20 protein-coding genes are annotated in these 24,920 nt (G+C 47.3%); 10 read left to right on the top strand and 10 right to left on the bottom strand.

Translation table 11 applies throughout. The features are described from left to right. Positions 1-194: 194 nt before the first annotated feature. Positions 195-1,049 carry a hypothetical protein gene (locus OIM59_RS11050; protein ID WP_303896705.1) on the bottom strand — a complete coding sequence of 285 codons (855 nt, stop codon included), beginning with the start codon at positions 1,047-1,049 and terminating at the stop codon, positions 195-197. A 170-nt stretch (positions 1,050-1,219) separates the two neighbouring features. Here OIM59_RS11050 and OIM59_RS11055 point away from each other — a divergent pair, with 170 nt between their 5' ends. Continuing rightward, positions 1,220-1,468, top strand: a complete 249-nt coding sequence (locus OIM59_RS11055) for a toxin-antitoxin system protein (RefSeq protein WP_118242507.1) — start codon at positions 1,220-1,222, stop codon at positions 1,466-1,468. A gap of 435 nt (positions 1,469-1,903) precedes the next feature. On the opposite strand, the gene OIM59_RS11060 is transcribed toward OIM59_RS11055, so the two are convergent. Together OIM59_RS11060 and OIM59_RS11065 are read right to left on the bottom strand one after the other, a co-directional pair. Then, complete coding sequence (locus tag OIM59_RS11060; RefSeq protein WP_299167566.1) at positions 1,904-3,466, bottom strand: ATP-binding protein; 1,563 nt, start codon at positions 3,464-3,466, stop codon at positions 1,904-1,906. 765 nt (positions 3,467-4,231) lie between these two features. After that, positions 4,232-5,977, bottom strand: a complete 1,746-nt coding sequence (locus OIM59_RS11065; RefSeq protein ID WP_299167563.1) for a phospho-sugar mutase — start codon at positions 5,975-5,977, stop codon at positions 4,232-4,234. 169 nt (positions 5,978-6,146) lie between these two features. Here OIM59_RS11065 and OIM59_RS11070 point away from each other — a divergent pair, with 169 nt between their 5' ends. From OIM59_RS11070 to OIM59_RS11100, 7 genes are all read left to right on the top strand, one after another. Next, positions 6,147-7,808, top strand: coding sequence for a M23 family metallopeptidase (locus OIM59_RS11070; RefSeq protein WP_299167560.1), 1,662 nt, complete (start codon positions 6,147-6,149; stop codon positions 7,806-7,808). A 37-nt stretch (positions 7,809-7,845) separates the two neighbouring features. Beyond that, the gene (locus OIM59_RS11075; RefSeq protein WP_299167556.1) at positions 7,846-9,495 is read left to right on the top strand and encodes a C69 family dipeptidase; all 1,650 of its coding nucleotides are present in this window, start codon (positions 7,846-7,848) and stop codon (positions 9,493-9,495) included. Positions 9,496-9,584: 89 nt separating this feature from the next. Then, the gene (locus tag OIM59_RS11080; protein ID WP_022354741.1) at positions 9,585-10,583 is read left to right on the top strand and encodes a PhoH family protein; all 999 of its coding nucleotides are present in this window, start codon (positions 9,585-9,587) and stop codon (positions 10,581-10,583) included. Positions 10,584-10,622: 39 nt separating this feature from the next. Next, the gene (locus OIM59_RS11085) at positions 10,623-11,570 is read left to right on the top strand and encodes a phosphoribosylaminoimidazolesuccinocarboxamide synthase (RefSeq protein WP_299167551.1); all 948 of its coding nucleotides are present in this window, start codon (positions 10,623-10,625) and stop codon (positions 11,568-11,570) included. Positions 11,571-11,670: 100 nt separating this feature from the next. Then, positions 11,671-12,411, top strand: a complete 741-nt coding sequence (gene ubiE / locus OIM59_RS11090) for a bifunctional demethylmenaquinone methyltransferase/2-methoxy-6-polyprenyl-1,4-benzoquinol methylase UbiE (protein ID WP_299167548.1) — start codon at positions 11,671-11,673, stop codon at positions 12,409-12,411. Positions 12,412-12,429: 18 nt separating this feature from the next. Continuing rightward, entirely contained in the window at positions 12,430-13,173 is a 744-nt protein-coding gene (locus tag OIM59_RS11095) for a shikimate dehydrogenase (protein WP_022354738.1), read from the top strand. 24 nt (positions 13,174-13,197) lie between these two features. After that, on the top strand, positions 13,198-14,151 hold the full coding sequence (locus OIM59_RS11100) for an alpha/beta hydrolase (protein ID WP_303896713.1): 954 nt from the start codon (positions 13,198-13,200) through the stop codon (positions 14,149-14,151). 224 nt (positions 14,152-14,375) lie between these two features. Here the strand turns inward: OIM59_RS11100 and OIM59_RS11105 are convergent, their stop codons facing one another. Further along, positions 14,376-16,313: an NAD(+) synthase gene (locus OIM59_RS11105; protein WP_299173387.1), complete on the bottom strand. Its 1,938-nt coding sequence runs from the start codon at positions 16,311-16,313 to the stop codon at positions 14,376-14,378. Positions 16,314-16,508: 195 nt separating this feature from the next. Here OIM59_RS11105 and OIM59_RS11110 point away from each other — a divergent pair, with 195 nt between their 5' ends. Then, the gene (locus OIM59_RS11110; RefSeq protein WP_299173384.1) at positions 16,509-16,931 is read left to right on the top strand and encodes a Fur family transcriptional regulator; all 423 of its coding nucleotides are present in this window, start codon (positions 16,509-16,511) and stop codon (positions 16,929-16,931) included. A gap of 48 nt (positions 16,932-16,979) precedes the next feature. Next, positions 16,980-17,531: an NADH peroxidase gene (locus OIM59_RS11115; RefSeq protein WP_022354734.1), complete on the top strand. Its 552-nt coding sequence runs from the start codon at positions 16,980-16,982 to the stop codon at positions 17,529-17,531. A 194-nt stretch (positions 17,532-17,725) separates the two neighbouring features. Here the strand turns inward: OIM59_RS11115 and OIM59_RS11120 are convergent, their stop codons facing one another. From OIM59_RS11120 to OIM59_RS11145, 6 genes are all read right to left on the bottom strand, one after another. Beyond that, positions 17,726-18,910, bottom strand: a complete 1,185-nt coding sequence (locus tag OIM59_RS11120; RefSeq protein ID WP_299173380.1) for a DUF418 domain-containing protein — start codon at positions 18,908-18,910, stop codon at positions 17,726-17,728. Between the two features lie 120 nt (positions 18,911-19,030). Next, the gene (secG, locus tag OIM59_RS11125; RefSeq protein WP_072543132.1) at positions 19,031-19,402 is read right to left on the bottom strand and encodes a preprotein translocase subunit SecG; all 372 of its coding nucleotides are present in this window, start codon (positions 19,400-19,402) and stop codon (positions 19,031-19,033) included. 6 nt (positions 19,403-19,408) lie between these two features. Continuing rightward, the gene (locus OIM59_RS11130) at positions 19,409-20,206 is read right to left on the bottom strand and encodes a tetratricopeptide repeat protein (protein WP_299173400.1); all 798 of its coding nucleotides are present in this window, start codon (positions 20,204-20,206) and stop codon (positions 19,409-19,411) included. A gap of 7 nt (positions 20,207-20,213) precedes the next feature. Beyond that, positions 20,214-20,747: an LptE family protein gene (gene lptE / locus OIM59_RS11135; RefSeq protein WP_299173377.1), complete on the bottom strand. Its 534-nt coding sequence runs from the start codon at positions 20,745-20,747 to the stop codon at positions 20,214-20,216. Next, entirely contained in the window at positions 20,734-22,050 is a 1,317-nt protein-coding gene (locus OIM59_RS11140) for a sigma 54-interacting transcriptional regulator (RefSeq protein WP_299173374.1), read from the bottom strand. Before OIM59_RS11140 ends, lptE begins: the two co-directional genes overlap by 14 nt. 64 nt (positions 22,051-22,114) lie before the next feature. After that, the gene (locus OIM59_RS11145) at positions 22,115-24,754 is read right to left on the bottom strand and encodes a DUF5686 and carboxypeptidase-like regulatory domain-containing protein (RefSeq protein WP_299173371.1); all 2,640 of its coding nucleotides are present in this window, start codon (positions 24,752-24,754) and stop codon (positions 22,115-22,117) included. Between the last annotated feature and the right edge of the window lie 166 nt (positions 24,755-24,920).

Here is a 24,920-nt window from a genome sequence, read left to right on the forward strand (position 1 = left end):
TATTCGTTACCCCCCCCAAAAAATCGTATTCTGTCTTCTTAGGAAAAACCGATATCCTTTTCATCTTAATTACATTTAAAATTTTGTCATGACGAAATTAAGTATAAAAATTGTCTTTATAAAAATTGTTCAGGACCTCAATCCATACAAGAAACACAATCCACTATAATACAGACACATGCAATCAATAAATGTCAGTTCATGTCAGTTGGCTCCAAAGGGAGAATCAGACGATAAGCTCCGTTTCCGTCACTATGCAACGTAACGGATGAGAATTGTTTAAGCTTCTTCCTAAAGCGTTCAATCATTTTATAAAAGCTGTCCAATGAATATTCTTCAAGGTCTTTACCCATAATCTGATAAATCTCATATTTGGTCAATGTGTGGTCGGATGCTTTGAGAAAGTGCTCCAACAGCACAGACATGGCAGGGGAAAGTTTCTCAATGACACCGTTACCATCACAGAACAAACGCTGTTCGGCATCAAAAAACACATCGTGCTCCAATCTGTAGACACGGGCCTTTATATGTCTGGTCTTATTGCGTGATTTGGCAGGAAGTGGCGCTTTTTCAACTATCTTTTCCACCACCACAGTTCGTTTCGAAACCAACTGATTCAGTCTGTCGTAAAACAACCAGAAAAAAATATACATACACCAAAGAAGGACAACCGTTATAACCATTCCGCCCGGTAGAAGACTCCACCAGGAATAAGAAATATAACCGGATAATTCCATCTCCAGACGATACCCCAAATAGGTGGAGACCAGACTATCCGACGGAGCAAACTTTTCCAGTGCTCCCGAAGCAAAGGTTGAAACTTTTCCCGACAAATCGGTTATTCTGGAACATACCCCTGTTTTACCTTTTATATCGGATAATGCCAACTGCTTATCCCAGGCATAGTGCAAGGAATCAAAAGGAAATGGATATTTCTCAAGAATTAAGCTGAGATAAATATTCTTATCTCCATCTTTAAAATAAGCATTATTCCGCCTGTGTAAAGGAAGATGATAAACATGAGTTCCATCTTGTAATGCAAACACCACAGAATCTGGAATATCGGTTTCTAAAGTCTTTTGCTGAAATAAAGAAGTGATAGTATGAATGGCTGATTAATATAGCAGCTACCAGTTCAGACAAAAATTAAATCCTTTATACACTGTAAAATACAATACATTGTATTACATTTGCAATACAATGTAATACACATAAGAAAATGGAAGCAGTAATAAGAAAACAGACCTCATTTCGGTTGCGTGAAGACTTGCTAAAGGTCTTACAGGAAGAAGCCAAAAAAGCCAACAGAAGCCTGAATAACTACGTGGAAAGCATGCTCATGGATGCTGTCTATTCAGAACCGAACGAAGAAACAAAAGCGGCCATCAAGGAAGCACGTACAGGGAAATATGCTGGCACCATAAACACCAGCAGCTTGGAAGCCTTTATAAAATCCTGTGAAGAATAAAGACACTACGCTATTCAACACAATTCAAAAAGGATTTCAAAAGATACAGGAATAACCCCAGCAATCTTCCAATAATTCTCCACTACTTACTGTTTGTTTCCTATCAACTATCAGATATCCAGCAAAGACCACTACAGAGAAGCAAATTATTTCACTTCAGTTGCTACATTTATACCAGGGGTCTATAGGCTGAGAACATATTTATACAGATATTTATGATTCTCTCCTTTCTGGTAAGGCTGAAGTGGCTGAATGTCTTTATTGCTTTCAATTTAAGCATCGCATTAAAACTTCTTTATAATTGATTATTACAGCTTTGCCATTAAAGTTCTCATCCTACAATTATAAGCATCAATGGGACCAACAATCGAATCCGAAAACTGACATTAGCGATCTCTCAAAATCGAGTTCTTTTATTTCTTCCATCCTATGATGCTACTCTGTTCGCCAATCTGCTATCGTACCTGTTTCAGATGAGAACACTGCTCCTATTTTATAGAGTTTACGCTGGTCTGCTTCGTACTCCCGCGCATAGCCTTTTTCCTTAATCTGACGCAGAGCTTCTTCGGCTGTTCCATCCAGTTTAAACTCGAATATATACACAAAGTCTGGAGTTTCCACGATACAGTCTACCCTGCCGTGACTCTGCACCTTTTCCGTATATACCGTATACACGCTGATAAGGCGCATCAACAGATAGAACGTGTAGTGGAAATAACGCTCCCGTTCACGCTCATTTTCCTTACGGCGCATGGTGTACGGAATACTGGCTAAAAAGGAAGTAAGACTTGTACGGAAATCGTCCAACTCTCCTTTTTTAAGGCATGTCACTGCGTTTCTTATCCATGAAGGAGTATCTCCATTCGAAAAATAGCTGGAAGCCACCATCGTAAGAAAGCCACGCTTCACCTCCTTATTCGGATAATCCAAAAGGAAGGTGTTTTCTTCCAGATCGAAATCCTTTATCGTCAAGTAGCCGCTTTGGTAAATCATCGGCAACGGCTGTTCCACGTTGGCCTTGTAGTCGATGAACTCTTCCGCAGAATAGTACTTGCCCGTGATTTCGTTCATATTCTCGTCGGTGTGAGACAGCAGCCGGATAAGATAAGTCGGCGTACCACTCTTGAACCAATAATCAGATATATCCATCGCAGCAAACGCATTAAGAAGACTGAACGGATTATATACATCAGACAATTTCTTACTGAAATGATAACCGTCATATTGTGCTTTAAGCATCGCCCGCATTTCATCATACGAACAACGGTACACCTCCGACATGGCCTCCATCGGCTCCCGGAAAGTAGCATCCAGTTCTTCCTGAGATATGCCGCATAGCGTCTCATACTTGCCGTGCATACTAATGTCGAAAGGCTGGTTGAAACCGCTGAACACACTCACCTGCGAAAACTTCGTCACCCCGGTCAGGAATACAAACTGAAGATGCTCGTCGGCACTCTTGAAAGCGGAATAAAAGGCTTTCAATGTATTCCGGTTCCGCTCTTCCAAGGAAGCGTCTGTATCCAACACGTCCAAGATGGGTTTGTCATATTCATCAATCAGGACAACGGCCCTCCTCCCGGTATGCTCATGGGCCGCACGAATGACCTCGGCAAAGAAATCGCCCAGCCCCAAATTACGGCTTTTTTCGGGCAAAGCATACTGGTCAGCCCATAAAGAAATGTAATAACCGAGCTTTCTTTCCAGTTCGCCGGGAAGCGTGAAATCTGTTCCGTTGAAATCAAGATGAAATACGGGATAGACTTTCCAGTCCTTCTCCAGCGCGTCTATCTTCAACCCTTTGAACAGTTCTTTCCTTCCTAAGAAATAGTTCTTCAAGGTAGAGACAAGAAGACTCTTCCCGAAACGACGCGGACGGCTGAGGAAGTAAATCTTGCCTTCCTTTACCAGACTGTAAACCAAATCTGTTTTATCCACATAAACATAGCCGTCTTCTATCAACTGGTCGAAACTTTGGATTCCTATTGGGTACTTCATCTTGATACAATCTTACAATTTGACTTTTTAGATGCACACATACAAAAATAACTTTTTCTTTTGAAAGCAACTGTCATTTTGCTCATTTTTTCTTCTTCAGAAAAGGAAATTCGGCCCTCAGGTCAATCTTCGTGTACAAACTGTGCAGGAGAAGAAGCTCCGCAAATTCAAGAAGAAAAGAAAGCTCCCTAAAATAGGAGATGAAGAAAACAAGAAAGCTGTTTCAGCAACAAAAAGAACACAAAGAAACGAAATAAACATTCATTCAGTCACGCCGAAAAATTTCATATTCACGCTTGAAATAGAAAATAAAGTCCTCAAAAATCTTCATTTTAAGGCTTACAAAAAAGACACAAGTGCGTTTGTCCGGAAGCTCCTAAGCGTTTGCCGGAAAACGCAAGGACGTTTGGAGTGAAACGCCTTTGCGTCTGCCTCCGAACGTCAAAGCGATTTTTCCGGATTTTCATTTTTATTCTCCCGGGACGACCGTTTCACTCCCCTTCTACCCCCTCTATAGACCCCTGTGAGGCAGATGAGGTTTTCGGGTTCCAAAAGACGGCTGCACAGAAGAGGCTTTTTGCCGCCAGACACGGTTAGCAAAACCCGTCAATTCCGTCCTTTTTGACAGGAATTTCTCAAAACAGCAAACATTCTGACAAAAAAAGAATGTCATTCCCGAAGCAAGAAAGACTCCTGAAAGCCTTCGCGGGAATGACATTCCTTATTTCAAATCATCTCTGGCGGCGCACTCACACGCCCCGCATCTTAAATGCCCAAAGATTTCTTTACTGCATCTACTTTTTCTTTGGCGTCGGCCAATGCACCTGCATAGCACTTCGGACAATGCATTTCGCCCTTGATTTCCATGTAGAACTTAATCTTAGGTTCTGTGCCGGAAGGACGTACAGAAACTTTTGTACCGTCGGCTGTAAAGAACTGAAGCACGTTGGAAGGTTCCGGCATATCCAGGTCTGTAGCTTTTCCGGTGTTGTCGGTAGCCTTCAAGGTCTTGTAGTCTTTTACCAGAACCACTTCCGAGCCACCCAGTTCTTTCGGCGGACATGCACGGAAGTTTTCCATCATGGCCTTGATTTCATCGGCACCCGTCTTACCCGGTTTCACTACGTTGACAGTCACTTCCAGTGAGAAGCCGTATTCTACGTAGATTTCCATCAGTATGTCATACAAGGTCTTGCCCTGGTCTTTGGCCCATGCGCAGATTTCAGCCAGCAGTGAGCAGGCAGAAACGGCATCTTTATCACGTACGAAGTCTTCAGCCAGGAATCCGTAGCTTTCCTCACCGCCACCGATGTATTGTTCCTTGCCTTCACGCAGACGGATTTCACGGGCAATCCATTTGAAACCAGTGTAGCAGTCGAGCATCTTGATGTGGTTCTTGTCGGCCACCTTCTTAATCAGCTCTGTAGTTACGATGGTCTTCACGATGAACTCGTTGCCTTTCATCTTACCCATGGCGATACGGTTCTTGATGATGTAGTACAGGAAAATCAAGCAGGTCTGGTTACCGTTAATCAATACCCATTCGCCCTTGCTGTCCTTGCAAGCCATACCCACGCGGTCGGCATCCGGGTCGGAAGCCATCACGATATCGGCATCGATTTCCTTGGCCAACTTGATGGCCAATGTCAGTGCTTCCGCATTTTCCGGGTTAGGAGATACCACTGTAGGGAAGTCGCCGCTCTTCACCATCTGTTCGGCCACGCAATGTACGTTTTCAAAGCCCCACAATTTGAGTGACTGCGGAATCAGTTTCATACCGGTACCGTGAATCGGCGTGTAGACAATCTTCAGGTCTTTCTGACGCTTGATCACTTCCGGGTCGATAGACAAGGTGTGAACCTGACGCAGGTATTCGTCGTCAATTTCCTTGCCGATAATCTGAATCAGTTCCTTGTTGCCCTGGAACTTGATTTCGCTCACGCCGGAAATCTTGTTCACTTCGTCGATGATGCCCTTGTCGTGCGGAGCCAGTACCTGTGCACCGTCATCCCAGTAAGCCTTGTAACCGTTGTATTCTTTCGGGTTGTGTGAAGCCGTGATGTTGATACCGCTCTGGCAGCCCAGGTGACGGATGGCAAATGACATTTCTGGTGTAGGACGCATGTCATCGAACAGATAAACCTTGATGCCGTTGGCCGTGAAGATGTCGGCAGAAATTTCCGCAAACTTGCGGCTGTTGTTGCGACAGTCGTGACCTACCACTACCGAGATATCTTTCTTTCCGGCAAAGCATTTGTTCAGGTAGTTGGCCAAGCCCTGTGTAGCGGCACCTACCGTGTAGATATTCATTCTGTTGGAACCGGCTCCCATGATGCCGCGCAAACCACCTGTACCGAATTCAAGGTCTTTGTAGAAGGCATCAATCAATTCCGACTTGTCGGGATTTTCAAGCATGCGTTTCACTTCAGCCTGTGTCTCGGCATCGTAGGCAGCCGTCAGCCATGTCTGAGCTTTCTCAGTACACTGTTGAATTAATTCATTGTTTTCCATGATTATACTGTTTAATAAATAATAAATTGCATATCAATACACTGACAAAAATAGACCATTCGGATAAATTATCCTAATAAAAAACGACGTATTTTTTAGAGTCATTCCAAAAAGATTGCAGCTTCGGGATTTCTTAATATCTTTGTAACCGCTTAACAAATACGAAAAAATGAGACAAAAAATGATACTGGCACTGGCCTTGGCGGGGGTACTCTCCGGACAGGCCCAGAATGTCACCGACAACTACTTCCGTTCTCCGTTCGACTTTCCGATTCTGCTCAGCGCCAACTTTGGCGAGCTGCGCCCCAATCATTTCCACAACGGACTGGACATCAAGACACAAGGGGTAACCGGCAAACCCATTTATTGCATTGCCGACGGCTATGTATCGCGTGTGGCGGTATTGCACGGAGGATACGGACAGGCTCTCTATATCACCCATCCCAACGGACTGACTTCGGTGTACGGACACGTGGTTTCATTTGCCAAGAACATACAGGCTTACGTGCGCCAGTACCAGTATGCGCACGAAACGTTTACCTGCGACCTGAAATTCCAACCCGGACAGTTCCCGGTGAAGAAGGGGGATATCATTGCCCTGAGCGGCAACGAGGGGGCTTCGGCTGGACCTCACCTGCACCTGGAGCTGCGGCAGACGGAAACGGGGGAATACATTGACCCCATGCCTTATTTCAAGCGTTTCCTGAAAGACAGCAAGGCGCCCGTGGCCAGCCTCATCGGCATTTATCCGATTCAGGGAGAGGGTGTGGTGAACGGCAGCACGCAAAAGAAACTGCTCAACGTGAATGCCCTGAGACAGCCCATCCACGCGTGGGGGAAAATCTACACGGGCATCAGCGCCAAGGATTACATGGACGGTACCTCGAACTTCTACGGCGTACACTCGGTCACGCTTTATGTGGACTCGGTACAGGTGTTCAACAGCACGACCGACCGGGTGCTGCCCGACGAGAACCGCATGATCAACGGGTTTACGGACTACGACGAGCTGACCCGCACGCGACGGCTGATTATGCGTTCCTATAAGTTGCCCGGCAACCGTCTCCGACTGCTCCGCACGGATGAGAACCGGGGTGCTGTAAACATCAACGAGGAACGGGACTATCATTTCCGCTACGTGCTGGAAGACAATTTCGGCAACCGCAGAACGTATGCATTTACCATAAAGGGCAAACGGCAGGACATTCCCGCCTACAAGCCAGAGGTTGACGAGATGCTTTACTGGAACCGGACCAATGTCATCCAGCAACCGGGTATGGAACTGGTGGTGCCCCGCTACTACGTATATGACAACGTGCCGCTCCATACTCGCGTCAAGGGGGACAGCTCGCACATCGCCTTCGACTATGTGCTGGATGCCGGACGGACGCCTATCCACAGCTACTGCGACTTGTCCATCGGCCTGCGCCACAAGCCGGTGGCCGACACCACGAAATACTACATCGTGCAGAAGGCCGGCAAATGGCGGAGTTCCATGGGCGGGAAATACGAGAACGGATGGGTCAAGACCCGGATACGTTCCCTCGGCACCTTCTCTGTCGACGTGGATACCGTGGCGCCGAAAATCACTCCCGTCGGACAGGGCGGATGGCGCAGCAACCGGCAAATCCGGTTCCGTATCAGCGACGCCGAATCGGGTATCGGCACCTACAAGGTGTACATTGACGGGAAGTTTGTCCTCTTCGGCCTGAAGAAAGGCATCCTGGTGATACAAGACCCGGAAAAAGTGAAAAAGGGAGTTCCCCACAAGGCCGAGGTGACCGTGACCGACCAATGCGGAAACACGGCCCGCAAGGAATACAAGTTCTGAAAGAATCAATAACTCAAATCATAAACAACCTACCTACATGAAAATGAAAAAAATAATGCTGGCTGTCTTTCTGCTGACAGCATGTATTGCCAACGGATGGGCATGTACCAACTTCATTGTCGGAAAGAAGGCTTCGGCCGACGGTTCCGTCATCGTTTCTTACTCGGCCGACTCTTACGGCATGTTCGGCTACCTGTGCCACTACCCGGCTGCCCAGCATGCACCGGGCGAGATGCGCGACATCTACGACTGGGATTCGGGCAAATACCTGGGCAAAATCAAGGAAGCCAAACAGACCTACAACGTCATCGGCAACACGAACGAGTTTCAGGTGACCATCGGGGAAACCACTTTCGGCGGACGTCCGGAACTGGTGGACAGCACCGGCATCATGGACTACGGAAGCCTGATTTACGTGGCCCTGCAACGTTCGCGCACGGCCAAGGAAGCCATCAAAATCATGACCGACCTGGTGAAAGAATACGGTTACTACAGCAGCGGTGAATCGTTCTCGATTGCCGACCCGAACGAAGCCTGGATCATGGAGATGATTGGAAAAGGACCGGGCGTGAAAGGGGCTGTATGGGTGGCTGTCCGTATTCCGGACGACTGCATTGCCGCTCATGCCAACCAGAGCCGCATCCACAAATTCGATATGAACGACAAGGAAAACTGCCTGTATGCACCCGACGTGGTTTCCTTTGCCCGCGAAAAAGGCTATTTCAGCGGCAACAACAAAGACTTCAGCTTTGCCGATGCCTACTGCCCGCTCGATTTCAGCGGCTTGCGTTTCTGCGAGGCACGTGTGTGGAGCTTCTACAACATGTTCAGCAAGGCGACCGGACAGTCTTACCTTTCTTATATCCAGGGCGAGAGCAAGGAGCCGATGCCGCTTTACGTGAAACCGGACCAGAAGATTTCGGTACGCGACATCCAGCATGCCATGCGTGACCACTACGAAGGTACTCCGCTCGACATCACCAAGGACATGGGTGCCGGCTGTTTCGAGATGCCTTACCGCCTGTCGCCGCTGACCTTCAAGGTGGACGGACAGGAATATTTCAACGAACGCCCCATCTCTACCCAGCAGAGCGGTTTCGTGTTCGTTTCACAGATGCGTTCCAACCTGCCCGACGCCATCGGCGGTGTGCTCTGGTTCGGTCTGGACGACGCCAACATGACGGTCTTCACTCCGGTGTACTGCAACACGGACAAGGTGCCTTATCCTTACCAGCAGGGACACGGTGACTGCGTAACCTTCTCATGGGATTCCGCGTTCTGGATTTACAACTGGGTGGCCGACATGATCCGTCCGCGCTACAACCTGATGGTGGAAGACATGCGCACCGTGCAGAACAGCCTGGAAGATACTTATGCACAGGCACAGGAAGGCATTGAAAGCACGGCCCTGAAACTGTATCAGCAAGACCCGGCCAAAGCCAAGGAATTCCTGACCAACTACACGCAGATGACGGCACAGACTGCTGTAGACAGCTGGAAGAAACTGGGCGAATTCCTCATCGTACGCTACAACGACGGTGCCGTGAAACGCATGCAGAACGGACAGTTGCAACGCCCGGCTACCGGCAACACGGCTCCGCTGGACCGCCCGGGATACAGCAAGGAATTCTTGCAGGAACTGGTAAAATCAACCGGCGAACGCTACAAAATGAAAGAACTGAAGTAAGCAGATTTTCTTCTGCTTTCTCATTCTACAATCAAAAGTTATGATTATTTTTGCAAAAAATAAAATACAAGCGAATCTGAAGAAACTCAATGATAGAGAAACATATCGTACTCGAAGATATTGACCCGGTGATTTTCTATGGCGTGAACAATGCCAACATGCAGATGATCAAGGCCCTGTTTCCCAAGCTGCGGATTGTGGCGCGCGGAAACGTCATCAAAATCATGGGAGACGAGGAGGAAATGTGCGCTTTCGAAGAGGCCGTCCTGGCTCTGGAGAAACACTGCGTGCAGTACAACTCGCTCAACGAAGAAGTGATTCTGGACATCGTGAAGGGCAATGCCCCGAAAATTGAAAAGACGGGTGATGCCATCGTGTTCAGTGTGACGGGCAAGCCGATTACTCCGAGAAGTGAAAACCAGCTGAAGCTGGTGCGCGAATTCGAAAAGAATGACATGATTTTTGCCATCGGTCCGGCGGGTTCAGGAAAGACCTACACGGCCATCGCCCTGGCGGTACGGGCCCTGAAGAACAAGGAAATCAAGAAAATCATCCTCAGCCGTCCGGCCGTGGAAGCGGGCGAGAAACTGGGATTTCTGCCCGGCGACATGAAGGACAAGATTGACCCTTACCTGCAACCGCTGTATGATGCGCTTCAGGACATGATTCCCGCGGCCAAGCTGAAGGAATACATGGAACTGAACGTCATCCAGATTGCACCGCTGGCCTTCATGCGCGGACGTACGCTGAACGACGCGGTGGTCATCCTGGACGAAGCGCAGAACACCACCACCCAGCAAATCAAAATGTTTCTCACCCGAATGGGCATGAACACCAAGATGATTGTGACGGGCGACATGACGCAGATTGACCTTCCCGCCTCGCAGACTTCGGGACTCGTGCAGGCCATGAAAATCCTGAAAGACGTGAAAGGCATCAGCTTCATCGAACTGAACAAGAAAGACATTGTCCGCCACAAGCTGGTGACCCGCATCGTGGAAGCCTACGAGAAATTCGAGGAAAAAGAGAAAGCGGAAAGAAAACAACTGCGCGCTGCCAGAGAAGCCGAAAAGACTCCACAGGCATGAACATAACGAATCCTATTCATTACTAAACATAACAAGACAATGAGCAAAGCATTAACAAAAACAGACTTCCACTTTCCTGGACAGAAAAGTGTGTATCACGGAAAAGTACGTGATGTGTACAACATCAACGATGAAAAGTTAGTAATGGTTGCTACCGACCGTATCTCGGCATTCGATGTCGTGCTGCCGGAAGGTATCCCTTATAAAGGACAGATGCTGAACCAGATTGCGGCTAAATTCCTGGACGCTACCACAGACATCTGCCCGAACTGGAAACTGGCTACTCCCGACCCGATGGTTACCGTGGGCGTGATGTGCCAGGGATTCCCTGTAGAAATGATTGTACGTGGCTATCTTTGCGGAAGCGCATGGCGTGCCTACAAGAGCGGCGTGCGTGAAATCTGCGGTGTGCGTCTGCCGGAAGGCATGAGAGAAAACGAGAAGTTCCCTCATCCGATCATCACTCCGACCACCAAGGCCGAAATGGGTATGCACGACGAAGATATCTCCAAAGAAGAAATCCTGGCCAGAGGATTGGCTACTCCGGAAGAATATGCCATCCTGGAGAAATATACACTGGCGTTGTTTGAACGCGGTACTCAGATGGCGGCTGAACGTGGCCTGATTCTGGTAGACACGAAATATGAATTCGGAAAGCACAACGGCGAAATCTACCTGATGGACGAAATCCATACACCGGACTCCAGCCGTTACTTCTACTCAGAAGGTTATCAGGAACGCTTCGAAAAAGAAGAACCGCAGAAGCAGCTTTCAAAGGAATTCGTACGCGAATGGCTGATGGCCAACGGCTTCCAGGGCAAGGAAGGACAGCAGGTGCCTGAAATGACTCCGGCCATCGTGGAATCTATCAGCGACCGCTACATCGAGTTGTTTGAGCACATCACGGGCGAAAGCTTCGTAAAAGGTGACACAGACAACCTGGCCAAACGTATCGAAAAGAACGTAACTGACTATTTGTTGCTTTAATTTAAAAGCATCTGACCCTAATCTCCCTTTGCGGAATGAAACGGCTTTCATTCGCAGAGGGAGATTCACCATTACATTGTCCCATCTTAACTTTCCACGCATGTCTCATTACCCACAAGAAAATATCAAGCCATACAACGAAAAAGAGGGCAAGGCTGCCCAGGTAGAAAAAATGTTCGACCACATCGCACCGGCATACGACAACCTGAACCACCTGATGTCATGGGGCATCGACAAAAGCTGGCGACGGAAGGCTATCCGCCTGCTGGAACCTTATCATCCCCAGCACATCATGGACGTGGCTACCGGCACGGGCGACTTCGCCATCCAGGCCTGCCAGATGTTGCAACCGGCCGAGCTGATTGGTACGGATATCTCGGAGGGCATGATGAACGTGGGACGCGAGAAGGTGAAACAGCTGGGACTCGACCAACAGATTTCTTTTGCGAAAGAAGACTGTACGGCACTGTCCTTCCCCGAAAACCGGTTTGATGCCATCACGGTGGCATTCGGAATCCGCAACTTCGAGCATCTGGACAAGGGCCTGAAAGAGATGTACAGAGTACTGGTGCCCGGCGGACATCTCGTCATTCTGGAACTGTCGGAACCGGCACATTTCCCCATGAAACAGGGTTACGCACTTTATTCCAAATTCGTGATACCGGCCATGGGCTGGCTGCTCTCGAAAGACCGCAGCGCCTATACTTACCTGCCCGAATCAATCAAGGCTTTCCCCCAAGGAGAAGTCATGCAGGAAATTATCCGGAAGGCCGGCTTCAGCGAGGTAAAGTTCAAACGACTGACCATGGGTACATGTACACTCTATTTTGCGACAAAATAACTAATATCTTTGAACCTTATGAAAAAATTTGGCTTAATCGGTTATCCGCTTGGACATTCTTTTTCCAAGAACTTTTTCAATGAAAAATTCCATTCAGAAAATATTGACGCGGAATACGTGAACTTTGAGATTCCGACCATTGAAGAATTTCCGCAAATCATCAAGACCAACCCCAATCTGGTGGGCCTGAATGTGACCATCCCTTACAAGGAAAAAGTGATTTCGTATCTGGATGAACTGGACAAAGACGCGCAGGCAATCGGGGCTGTCAATGTCATCAAAATAGAGCATACCAAAGGGGGCCCCAAACTGATTGGCTATAATTCCGACATCATCGGGTTTGTCCGTTCCATCGAGGCCTTGCTGGAACCTTACCACAAAAAAGCGCTGATTCTGGGTACAGGCGGAGCCTCAAAAGCCATTCATCAAGGGTTGAAACAGCTGGGGCTGGAAACGCTGTTCGTATCGCGCAGCAAACACAATGATGAAGTTATTACGTACGAAGAAATTACACCCGAAATCATGCAGGACTACAAGGTGATTGTGAACTGTACGCCGGTGGGCATGTATCCGAAGGCCGACGAGTGTCCGAATATCCCCTACGAACTGCTGACTCCACAGCATCTGTTGTACGACCTGCTCTACAATCCGAACACCACGCTTTTCATGAAGAAGGGAAGCGACCAGGGAGCCATCGTCAAAAACGGGCTGGAAATGCTCTTGTTGCAGGCTTTCGGGGCATGGGATATCTGGAACAGCTAACCACGGACTCAATACCCATTTTCAATGACCACAAAAAAGAAAATCCTCTGGTCGGCAGGCATCGTGATACTGCTGGTCGTGGGAATCGTCGTCGGGGGAGGTCTCTACCTGATTGATTTTGCGCTCCGCCCGGAAAACCGGGGGAAAAACATGGTGGAATCTGAAACTTTCATGCGAAAGGAATATCCTCAGATTGTCCAATGGCTGGACAGTTTGGAGGAACATCATGCGCTCCGGGATACGTTTATCCTCGCGCCCGACGGCATCCGGATGCATGCGTTTTATGCACACGCTTCCCGCCCTACTGCCCGCACGGCGATTATCGTGCACGGCTATACGGACAATGCCATCCGCATGTTTCACATCGGGTATCTCTACAACCATTCGCTGGACTGTAATATCTTGCTGCCGGACTTGCGCTACGCAGGACTGACGGAAGGGGATGCCATCCAGATGGGGTGGCTGGACCGGAAGGACGTGAAGCAATGGATAGACGTGGCACCGGCTTTGTTCGGTGATTCCTTGCAGGCGGTGGTGCATGGCATCTCCATGGGGGCGGCCACTACCATGATGCTGTCGGGGGATGCAACACCCGACTACGTGACTTGCTTCGTGGAAGACTGCGGCTACACCAGTGTATGGGACCAGTTCAGCAAGGAACTGAAAGGATTGTTCGGCTTGCCTCCTTTCCCGTTGCTCTACACGGCCAGCTGGATCTGCCAGCTACAGAACGGATGGAACTTTCAGGAGGCATCGGCTTTGTTGCAGGTAGCGAAATGCCGCAAGCCGATGCTGTTCATCCACGGTGACAACGACGACTTTGTACCGACGTGGATGGTGTACAAGCTTTATGAGGCCAAACCAGCTCCCAAAGAGCTGTGGATTACAGAGGGCGTGGACCATGCCCATTCCTACAAACTGTATCCGGACGAATACACGGAACGGGTAAAGGCTTTTACGGAAAAATACTTGCACTGATTCTCAGAAGAAGGCGGTCTTGAAACAGAAGCACTGAACAGGCCGACTTACAATTTCTAAATAATACCCTAAAAAAATCTCCTGCTTCAGTCCTCATTTATCTTCGATGAAAGGACGAAAGCAGGAGATTTTTTACGTTGGAATTCCAATTAATCAAATATTGACTTTCACGATTTTATTTCTTTGAGACGGCTGTGTCCTGTATCGGTTCGCCTCTCTCCGAATCAAGCCTGAAGTTCCTCACATTCTTTCAGCCACAGCGCTGCACTGGCATCGCTCGGCATGCGCCAGTCGCCCCGCGGACTCAAGGAAACGGAACCTACTTTCGGACCGTCGGGCAAGCAAGAACGCTTGAACTGCTGGGCAAAGAAACGACGGTAAAAATTCGTCAGCCATTTCTTAATGGTCGTGCTGTCGTACGTGCCGCGGAAAGCAATCTCAGCCAGATAGAAGATTTTGGCCGGACGGAAGCCGAAACGTAGGAAATGGAACAGGAAGAAGTCGTGCAGCTCGTAAGGACCTACCAAGTCTTCGGTCTTCTGCTTGATGTTGCCGTTCTCGTCGGCTGGAATCAGTTCCGGACTGATTGGGGTATCGATGATGTCGAGCAGGGTATTGCGGGACAAGGTATCCACTCCCGTCTGTGCCACCCAATTGACCAGATAGCGTACCAAGGTCTTGGGGATGCTGGCATTCACGCCGTACATTGACATGTGGTCGCCGTTGTAGGTAGCCCATCCCAAGGCTAGTTCCGACAGGTCGCCGGTACCGATGACTAGTCCGCCCAGCTTGTTGGCGTAATCCATCAGAATCTGCGTCCGCTCGCGGGCCTGTCCGTTCTCGTAAGTCACATCGTGTACCGACATGTCCTGACCAATATCCTGAAAATGCTGGATGCAGGCATCCTTGATGCTGATTTCTTTCGTAGTCACTTGCAGAGAAGCCATCAGGGAAAGGGCATTGTGATACGTGCGGTCGGTGGTTCCGAAACCCGGCATGGTCACTCCCACGATTCCTTTTCGCGGCAAGCCCAGCTTGTCGAAGGTCTTGACACAGACCAACAAGGCCAGCGTGGAGTCCAGCCCCCCGGAAATACCTAATACGACGGTCTTGCAATGGGTATGCACCAGACGTTTGGCCAATCCGGCCACCTGAATGGAGAAGATTTCCTCGCAGCGCTCGTCCAGCTGACGGCTGCCTGAAGGCACGAAAGGATGAGGTTCTACCGGACGGGTCAGACTCAGTTCACGCGAAGAAACCAGTTCCGTACTGATATGCTGTACCGGCATCTCCTGATGAGTCCGTACGCTGGCCGCAAACGTAGTGTTCACCAAGCGTTCCCCTCTCAGGCGCTCCACATCAATCTCACTGATGACCAGCTGTTCTTCGAAAGAGAAACGTTCGGAAGCGGCAAGCAGACTGCCGTTTTCGTAAATCAGGGCATTCCCCGCGAAAACCACGTCGGTAGTCGATTCGCCAAAACCGCAGGAAGAGAATACGTATCCCGCCAGGCACCGCGCCGATTGCTGCGCCAACAAAGAACGGAGGTACTGGTGCTTACAGATATTTTCCGTATCGGCCGACAGGTTGAAGATAATCTCGGCTCCTTTCAGTACCAGTGTGGAACTGGGGGGGACGGGTGCCCATACATCCTCGCAGATTTCTACGCCAAAGCAGACCTCTGGCGTATCGAAGAGCAAACGGGCACTCATGGGAACCACCTGTCCGCAGAGACGGACGGTGGTGGAATCGGGATGAGCCACCGACGGAGTGAACCAACGCTGCTCATAAAATTCTTTATAGTTAGGAAGGTAAGTCTTAGGCACAAGTCCCAGAATCTTTCCCTTCTGAAAAATCACCGCACAATTCATCAGAGTGGAATTCACCATGACCGGCATGCCGACAATGGAAATAATATCCAGCTGACGTGTGTTGTTGACTATCTGCATCAGGGCGAACTCCGCCTGCTCCAGCAACAAGCTCTGGGCAAACAAATCTCCACAGGAATATCCGGTCAGGTTCAATTCCGGAAAAGCGATAATCTGTACACCCTTCCCATCGGCAACGACAATCTGTTTCTCTGTCTGCTGCGCATTAAACTTGCAGTCGGCTACCTTCACGGCAGGAATAGCAGCCGCCACTTTTACAAAACCAAATCTCATATAAATTTGTTATATATAATATAGTGATGCAAAAATAAACAATATTTACACACGCCCCTATCCTGAAGCAGGAGATTTTAACGCAGAAGCACAAAGTAAAAAAAACAAAAAACTGAGCGTTCTATTTGCCAGAAGAAAAAATCTTTGTATATTTGCCTTCGAATTAGAATTGTAACAATTACAGAATTGAAAAATATGACAGCATACGAATATTTGCTCGACCACCAGATTAAGCCTTCGGTACAACGCATTGCCATCATGGATTATTTGCTGAAGCATAAAACCCATCCATGCATTGACGAAATTTATACGGCGTTGTGCAAAGAGATTCCTACGCTCTCCAAGACCACAGTATACAATACCCTCAAGCTGTTCGTGGAGCATGGTGCGGCAAAGATGCTGACCATAGATGAAAAAAACGCTTGTTTTGACGGCGACATGCAGCCGCATGCACATTTTCAGTGCAAGGTATGCAACAAAATATATGATGTACCTGTAAAGATGGACCCGAGTGAAGCCGAAATGTTCCAGAAAGACGGATTCATCGTGGAAGAGGTACACCAGTATTACAAAGGCATCTGCCCGGAATGTGCCAGCAAAGACATAATGAAGAACTAAAAAACATAACTTATTAATATATAACTAACTACTTAAAATTTTTGACGTATGAAGAAATTTATCTGTACTGTTTGTGGTTACATCTATGAAGGTGAAGCAGCTCCTGAAAAATGTCCGATGTGTAAAGCTCCTGCTTCTAAGTTCAAAGAACTGGAAGAAGCTGAAGGTGGCTTGCAGTTCGTAGACGAACACGTTATCGGCGTAGCTAAAGGTTGCGACGACGAAATGATTAAGGACCTGAACAACCACTTCATGGGTGAATGTACTGAAGTTGGTATGTACTTGGCCATGAGCCGTCAGGCTGACCGCGAAGGTTATCCGGAAGTTGCAGAAGCTTTCAAGCGCTATGCTTGGGAAGAAGCTGAACACGCTGCTAAATTCGCCGAACTGCTGGGTGACTGCGTATGGGATACTAAGACAAACCTTGAAAAGCGTATGAACGCTGAATGTGGCGCTTGCGAAGACAAGAAGCGTATCGCCACTCGCGCTAAACAGCTGAACCTGGATGCTATCCATGACACTGTTCATGAAATGGCTAAAGACGAAGCTCGTCACGGAAAAGGTTTCGAAGGTCTGTACAACAGATATTTCAAGAAATAATTGAAACACAGACTTTCATTACAAATAAAAAAAGAGACCGCTCTCAATCATGAGAACGGCCTCTTTTTTTTCAACATCTCCATTCCACTTCAGTACTTTCTAAGGAGTACCAGAGTACTTCCAAGAAAGTACCGTAGTACTTCTTCGGCAGTACTGAAGTACTCCCTTGGAAGTACTAAAAAAATGCAACCTGATTAACTGACTGTCCTTCCAAGCCAAGTCAGCTTGTGCCAAATGGCCTCCAACGGGCCACGCTTAAAATGCCGGAACCACCAATGGGCAAAAGCCAACTGCAACAGGAAGAAAACAATTCCCACCAACAGGCTGACCGTCGTACCGCAATACTGATGCCAAGCCAATCCGTAACCGAAATACAGGAAACTCCCGATAACTGACTGCATGATGTAATCGGTCAGACTCATTCTTCCGTAGGGCACCAGAATCTTCTGTATCTTGCCCTTACCCATCCAGTAAAGCAACAGAAACCCAGAAACCATGATCAGCATGAAACAGAAATTATACCAGGAATTCAGGATGGTCTTCAGGCTGTCCAGCATCAAAGGCTGAGACACCAACGAGAAAACGAAGGTCTTGACAAAATAAAACCCCACTGCCAGCGGGAGAGAAAAACACAACACGTAGGTCCAGAAGTTGCGAGAGCGCCCCAACGCCGTTTCTGAAGAGGAATCAAAATAGCCCATCCTGCCTATCCACAGGCCGAGTACAAACAAGGCACAAGTCTGGAAAACCCTTCCGTAACACCAGGCCCAGTTCAAACTGGCCAGCTGTCCGATAGTAAAGTTCATTTTCACCATTTCCCACCAGGAATCGCCTCCCAGCTGCGGATATACGTCTCCCAACGAAAAAATCATCTGGCGGGGTGCATAGTCCGGACTGAGCCATCCACACACCACTTTTATCCATTCCACCGGCTGAAGCATCAGTATGACGGAAAGTATCAGCAAAGACCGGTTCTTCCAATGACGGACGGGTACCAGAATAAAGCCTAAAATGGCATAAAGCACCAATATCTCACCGGGGAAGAACAGGGAATTCACAAACCCGAATCCCAACAGCAGCACCAGTCTCCACATGTAGCGTCCCTTAAAATCCTCTCCACGCTTGGCAGCACTACGGCTCTGTAAATAGAAAGTGAAACCAAACAGCAAGGCAAAAATGGCGTAAGCCTTCCCTGAGAACAAGAAAAACAACATGTCCCACAGCGTTTTATCCAAATGAGCCAATGCAGGAGAAGCAGGTTCGGGAAAAGAATAAAAATTGAAATGTTCGATGTTATGGAGCAGAATAATCCCCATTACGGCAAATCCCCTCAGCGCATCAATGGCCAGGATCCGCTCTTTTTTCTGTACGTTTTCCATAAAAGATTCATATTAACAAAAAAGAAAACGGAAAACCGTTTCATCATCATCCGGATTTCCGTTTTCGCACCCAAAATGAAAACCTCTCAGTCCTTCATTTTGTCTACTATTTCTTTATTCTCAATTCTTGGTAGAATCAGTTGCAGCAGCCGGAGCAGTTGTAGCAGCTGCATCTTTCTGAGGAGCAGCAAAACCAGCAGGAGCATTCAACGGATTGGTCTTCTGTTCTTTCACTGCCTGTTCCATGATGACTGAAGAACCTTCTGCCTGAGAAGGAACCACGTATGCAGTAGCCACACTGACAATCACCATAAATGCAGCCAGACCCCAAGTCAGTTTTTCAATAAAATCGGTTGTCTTACGAACTCCCATAATCTGATTGGAAGATGCAAAGCTGGAAGAAAGGCCTCCTCCTTTTGAATTCTGTATCAATACCACAAAGCACATCAATACAGCTGCAAGTACCATTAATACGACAAATAATAAATACATTTTCTTTTATTTTGATTTAGCGTTAATAATCAACTTCTCTAAAAACCTGATTTGGTCTGCAAAGTAAGTATTTTTTTTCGGATATTTCAAATTTAATTTTTTAATAATTTCCAGCGCCTTATCATATCGTTGCTGTTTAACATAAATTTTAGCCAAGGTTTCCGTGAAATAATTCTCCTCATCCTCCGGCTCGGACTGTTCCCCTTCAGCCTCTTCCGGCTCCCCCTCCTTTTCCAGAGACTTTTCCTCTTCTTCCTTCAAAGGAAGCGCTTCGCCGAAGGAAGTATCCTCCATTAAGGAGATTTCTCCTTTCCCTTCTTCTTTCGAAGCCTTTTCAATAAAGTTGTCAATCAGTTCCTGTCCTTTCAATGGTACAGCTTCCGCCCCTTCAGCCGGAAACTCCTCTGCCAGTACGGAGGTATAGTCCACAGCTTCTGCCGGCAACGGAAGCAGGCTGTCCGTGGTTGCTCCACTGGTATCCGACAAGAAACGGTCAATCAAATCCAAGGTTCTATCTTCCGCCCCTGCTACAAGCTCTCCGGATTTTTCCGTATGCTGCCTGATAACGAAATGTTCGCCTTCGATGGCATAAAACAATACGCTTAAATCGGCCACGAATAAAGCTCCCTTGCGTAATTCCTCCTGAAAAGAAGGGTCGTGCAGCAAGAACAAATTTTTCAGATACAAAATCCGGGCAGTCTGAAAATAAGGATAGCGCTCCAAGAGCCTTTTCAACTCGTAAAGGCTTTCCGTTCCCAACAATTCCGGGTGCTCAATCCACTCTTGTAACCGCTGCTGTATCATCATCCTCTTACCAGTTGGCTACTGTGGCATTAAATATCTGCTCTACAATTTCATCAATCATCTGCTGCACAAGCTCCTCCTGTACAGACGACAGCTGCTGGCTCGCATTATATTCGCGGCTAGCCGTAAACTGCTGGTCAGAGAAATCTTCCGCGTGGTTTGAATTGTTCACAAACCGCACATTCACAGTCATTCTCAACTCAGCCATCGTAGAATAACCGTCGGAACCAACTCCCTTGTTGTAGGCATCGTAATTGGTAATCTCACCCGAAAGTTCCAAGTCACCCCCCTGACGCACCTGTTTCAAACGGGTCTGCTGCATGTATTTATCCTGCAAAGCCGTATTAAACATAGACTCCATCGGGCCCCATACAAAGGCAGCCGAACGGTTCGGGAAGTTCTGGAAACTGATAGTCTTCACCTTATCGTAATTGATGGAAGACCCATTAAACTTATAAGACACGGTGCATGCAGTCAGAATGCACAATACCACCGGAAGCACATATTTTGTCAGTCGGATATATTTTTTATTCAAGCCCATATTCTTTTATTTTTCTATAAAGTGTACGTTCTGATATTTTCAAGTCATTGGCGGCATTTTTCCGTTTTCCATGATGGCGTTCCAGCGCCTTGCGAATCATCTCCTTCTCTACTTCATCCAGCGACAGATTTTCTTCTACGTATTCTTCCGTATCCTGCACATCCGACACATCCGCCGAAGTGACTTTCACACCAGAGGTCACGGGAGAGACATTGCCAACGGAAGTTACATTGGAAACCTTCCCAACTTCCGTCACCGGATTCAATACTACTGAAGGAGTCTGCATCAAGCTGACCGGGGTTTCCGGAATATAATGAACCGGAGTCGTAGAGGCAGGTGTCATGGGAGCCCCCCCTGCCCGTTCCGCCATAATATCGTGTACCAGCTTCTTCAATTCCGTCACATCCCGACGCATATCAAACAGCACCTGATACAGAATTTCCCTCTCACTCTGAAAACCTTTCTCCCCTTCCGGTTTCAATCCGCCTAAAAGAGTGGGATACTTCGATACTGGCTGTGCCGGCAGATATCCTTGCAGAATATCAGCAGTTATATCACGATTGGTCTCAATAATGGAAATCTGTTCGGTAATGTTCTTCAGCTGCCGGATGTTTCCTGGCCATGTATAAGACACCAGCAAACGCCGGGCATCGTCCGTAAGCTGGATAGCCGGCATCCGGTATTTTTCCGCAAAATCAGCCGCAAACTTCCGAAACAGGAGAGGAATATCATCCGGACGTTCACGCAAGGCCGGCACCTTGATAGGCACTGTATTCAAACGATAATACAAATCTTCACGAAACCGCCCGTCGGCTATGGCTTCAGAGAAATCCACGTTTGTGGCAGCCACAATACGTACATCCGTTTTCTGCACCTTGGACGAGCCTACCTTTATATATTCTCCGGTTTCCAGCACACGAAGTAAACGAGCCTGTGTAGAGAGAGGCAATTCTCCCACCTCATCCAGGAAGATGGTCCCGCCGTTTGCCTCGGCAAAATATCCGTTACGGTCGCTGATAGCTCCCGTAAAAGCTCCTTTTTCATGGCCGAACAGTTCCGAGTCAATCGTACCTTCGGGAATGGCCCCACAGTTGACCGCAATATACGGACCGTGCTTCCTCCGACTAAACTGATGAATTATCTGCGGAAAACTTTCCTTTCCGACACCACTTTCACCCGTAACCAGTACAGACAGGTCCGTAGGAGCCACCTGCATAGCCACATCAATGGCCCGATTCAAGCCTTCACAGTTTCCGATAATGCCGAACCGCAGTTTCACATTCTGTATTTCTGATTTCACCATACATTCCTCGATTATATGACAAAATTACAAAAAGTTTGAGACCCGCCCATGCATTTAGTAAAAATTAGAAGACCGTACGAATCATGAAACGGATTCCCCACTTGCTGGCAGTAGGCAATTCATTATAATTCAACCGGCGCACATACTCCACATGCAATAATTTGAAGATATTGTGAATCCCTGCACTCACCTCTACATACGGTTTCTTGGGATCCATCACATAACTGGAAGTATGGAAATTTCCAGCCGCATCGTAATGCCCCGGGAAAAGCATCAGCTCCGTATCGTTAGCATTTTGAGGAAGCAACGGATTATTCTTGTCCGTCAGTGTTCCCCACAAACATTTGATACCGATAAACTCACGCCATTTCAGCTTCTTCAGCAAAGGAATACGATTGAATATCTTTCCCTGCAAATTCCATGACACATCCAAAGAGGCATAACGGTCGTTCAGGAACTCCATATTATTAATTAAGCTGAAGGTTTCATCCTGAATAATATAAGACAAATTGGCAGCCGGCATAATCAGCAACGGGAAAGGAACTTTGTTCCACTGGATACCTCCTTTCACACAGGTATCAATATTTCCCCAAGAGCTGAGCCACCAGCGCTTGTAGAGACTTATTTCCGTCATGTTATACGTATAATCACTTCCCAAGACGCCTTTCAATCCCAGTGTATGCTGCAAAGTGAATACCGGCGCATCGAGATTAATCGGCAAACGGCGTTGCTTGGTATTGACAAACGTTTCGCCCGGCGCATAACGGAACGCAAGAGTAGCTTCTGCCAGCGAGAAATCCTTGGTATTATAAGGAGAATGTACCCACTCTGTACCGCTCAGTTCACCCGCTGCCAAAGCCTGCTGCAACTGGTTTTCCTGGGCCATCGTACGATAAAACAATTTTCCACAAGCTTCCAGATTAGTATGCTTCAACATCAATGTGGTTTTCAGTCCACTCTCTTTTTCCAGTTCATACTTCACACTGGCTGTACGCTCGTAATTATATTGATCGACCGAGGTCACCTTGAACGAAGTGAACACATTATCCTTGTCCGTACCCATGAACTTATCGGACGGCAACATGTTATCGTATGAATACGAAACCGTCAACGAATTAATCGGATATTCGCGTGGCAGGTATTCCTTCTTATTGAAAGAATATTCCACTTCAGCCTTGTATTTCGACTTCTCATCCTTAAAGCCGTATGCATAATACCCCCTCAAAAAGAGATGCGGATTCAAGTTCGCCGTAGTCTGTGCAGAAGCTCTCAGACGAAGCCCGTCAATATAATTGCTGGATATCATCGTATTGATCGGACCGATATCTACCTTACTGGGCCTTCCCTTCACCCCGGTTTCTACAAAGTTCTCAATGAAAGCTTTCGCCACAAAGATGATGTATTTAAAGCCTTTTATCTTCGATAGATTGTCTACAAACGAATCCATATTGTCTTCCGACTTGGTCAGCTCCGTCGGACGATACTCCTTCCAGAAAGAATCATCACGCATCATCGCGTTCACATCCTTAATTTCATCCCCCTTCTTCTTGAAAATCTTCGCAGGAATTTCATCAAACCCGAAATCCGAATAACGCGTGGTACGCCTTACCTGAAACGAACCCAACAATTTCTTCAAATAAGACAATTCGCACACCATGTCGTCCTCCATCAGCACCCACTCACCCGTAGACAGCTGCCCGAACTTCTGTTCAATAATCATATTGTCCACAAAGTTGATATCTGTCTTTTTAGGGAGATTCATGATACACTTGCTGACCCGATACGTCGAATCAGCCAAAACATACAAATGTCCTGTAAAGCCAAAGTCCTGCGAATTATTCGGTACGAAAGTCAGATGGAAACATTGCTCTCGGTCCACTGTCACCGTATCCATGATATAATACTTATAAAAATTGATACCCGCATTCGAAATCGGGCTGTCGAAAGGATACTGCAAGAAGCGGAAACGGTCTTGATAGATATTAATATCCTGGAACACATCCTTCAACACCGTCGACAACATGTCACCCGTATTAAACAGTTCGTTCACACCGGTAGAATTAATACCTTTCACCACCGTCTTCTCGTCATGGGGATTTTTGCGGTACAGCTTCTCCGTCACCGTCTCATCGACAGATATGGGCAGAATATTCTTCCCCGTCACCTCGCAGACCTCTACTTGGTCACGGAAGAACGGATATTTCTTAAATAAATTGGATTCCCGAAGCGAATCGGTTGTAATGTTGTTCAATGAGAAAGTAATCTTCTGATACTTATTATAATGATAAAAGTCATTGACGCCCAAATCGTTCAGTTTCTTGGCTGCAATCACTTTCTTCATCATCTCCACCGCCGGATTGTTTTTCCGGGAGTATTTTTCTTTCTTCGGCTTTACAACCACCTCATCCAGTACCAAGTCCGGCTTCATTTTCACATCCAGCTTCTTGGTATTGACAGACACATTACGTATCTCAGTACCATAACCTACCATAGAAAAAGTCAGCTTAGTCCATCCGGGGTGAGTGGCAATGGTATATTGCCCGTCTATATCAGTAATGGTTCCCACTCCTTTTCCATCATAATACACATTCAAATAAGGAATAGGGTCGCCCGTTTCAGAGTCCGTCACAACTCCTGTAATCTGCGCTGAAAGTTTCACAACTCCCACACACAAGACAAGTAAAAAAAACAATCTTTTTATCATACCTGAATTTAATACTTAAGTAATACGCACTTAACTATTTTGTAAAAGTACATAGTGTAACGGTCTCTTACAAATTTCGCTCCCCGAAAAATGACATTCTTACCTTTTTTTATGAATAATGGAATATAATTTTTCCTATTCCACAAACAAAACCGGCGATGAAATC

Origin of the sequence: Bacteroides mediterraneensis (genome assembly GCF_025993685.1) — a bacterium.
Lineage (GTDB): Bacteria > Bacteroidota > Bacteroidia > Bacteroidales > Bacteroidaceae > Phocaeicola > Phocaeicola mediterraneensis_A.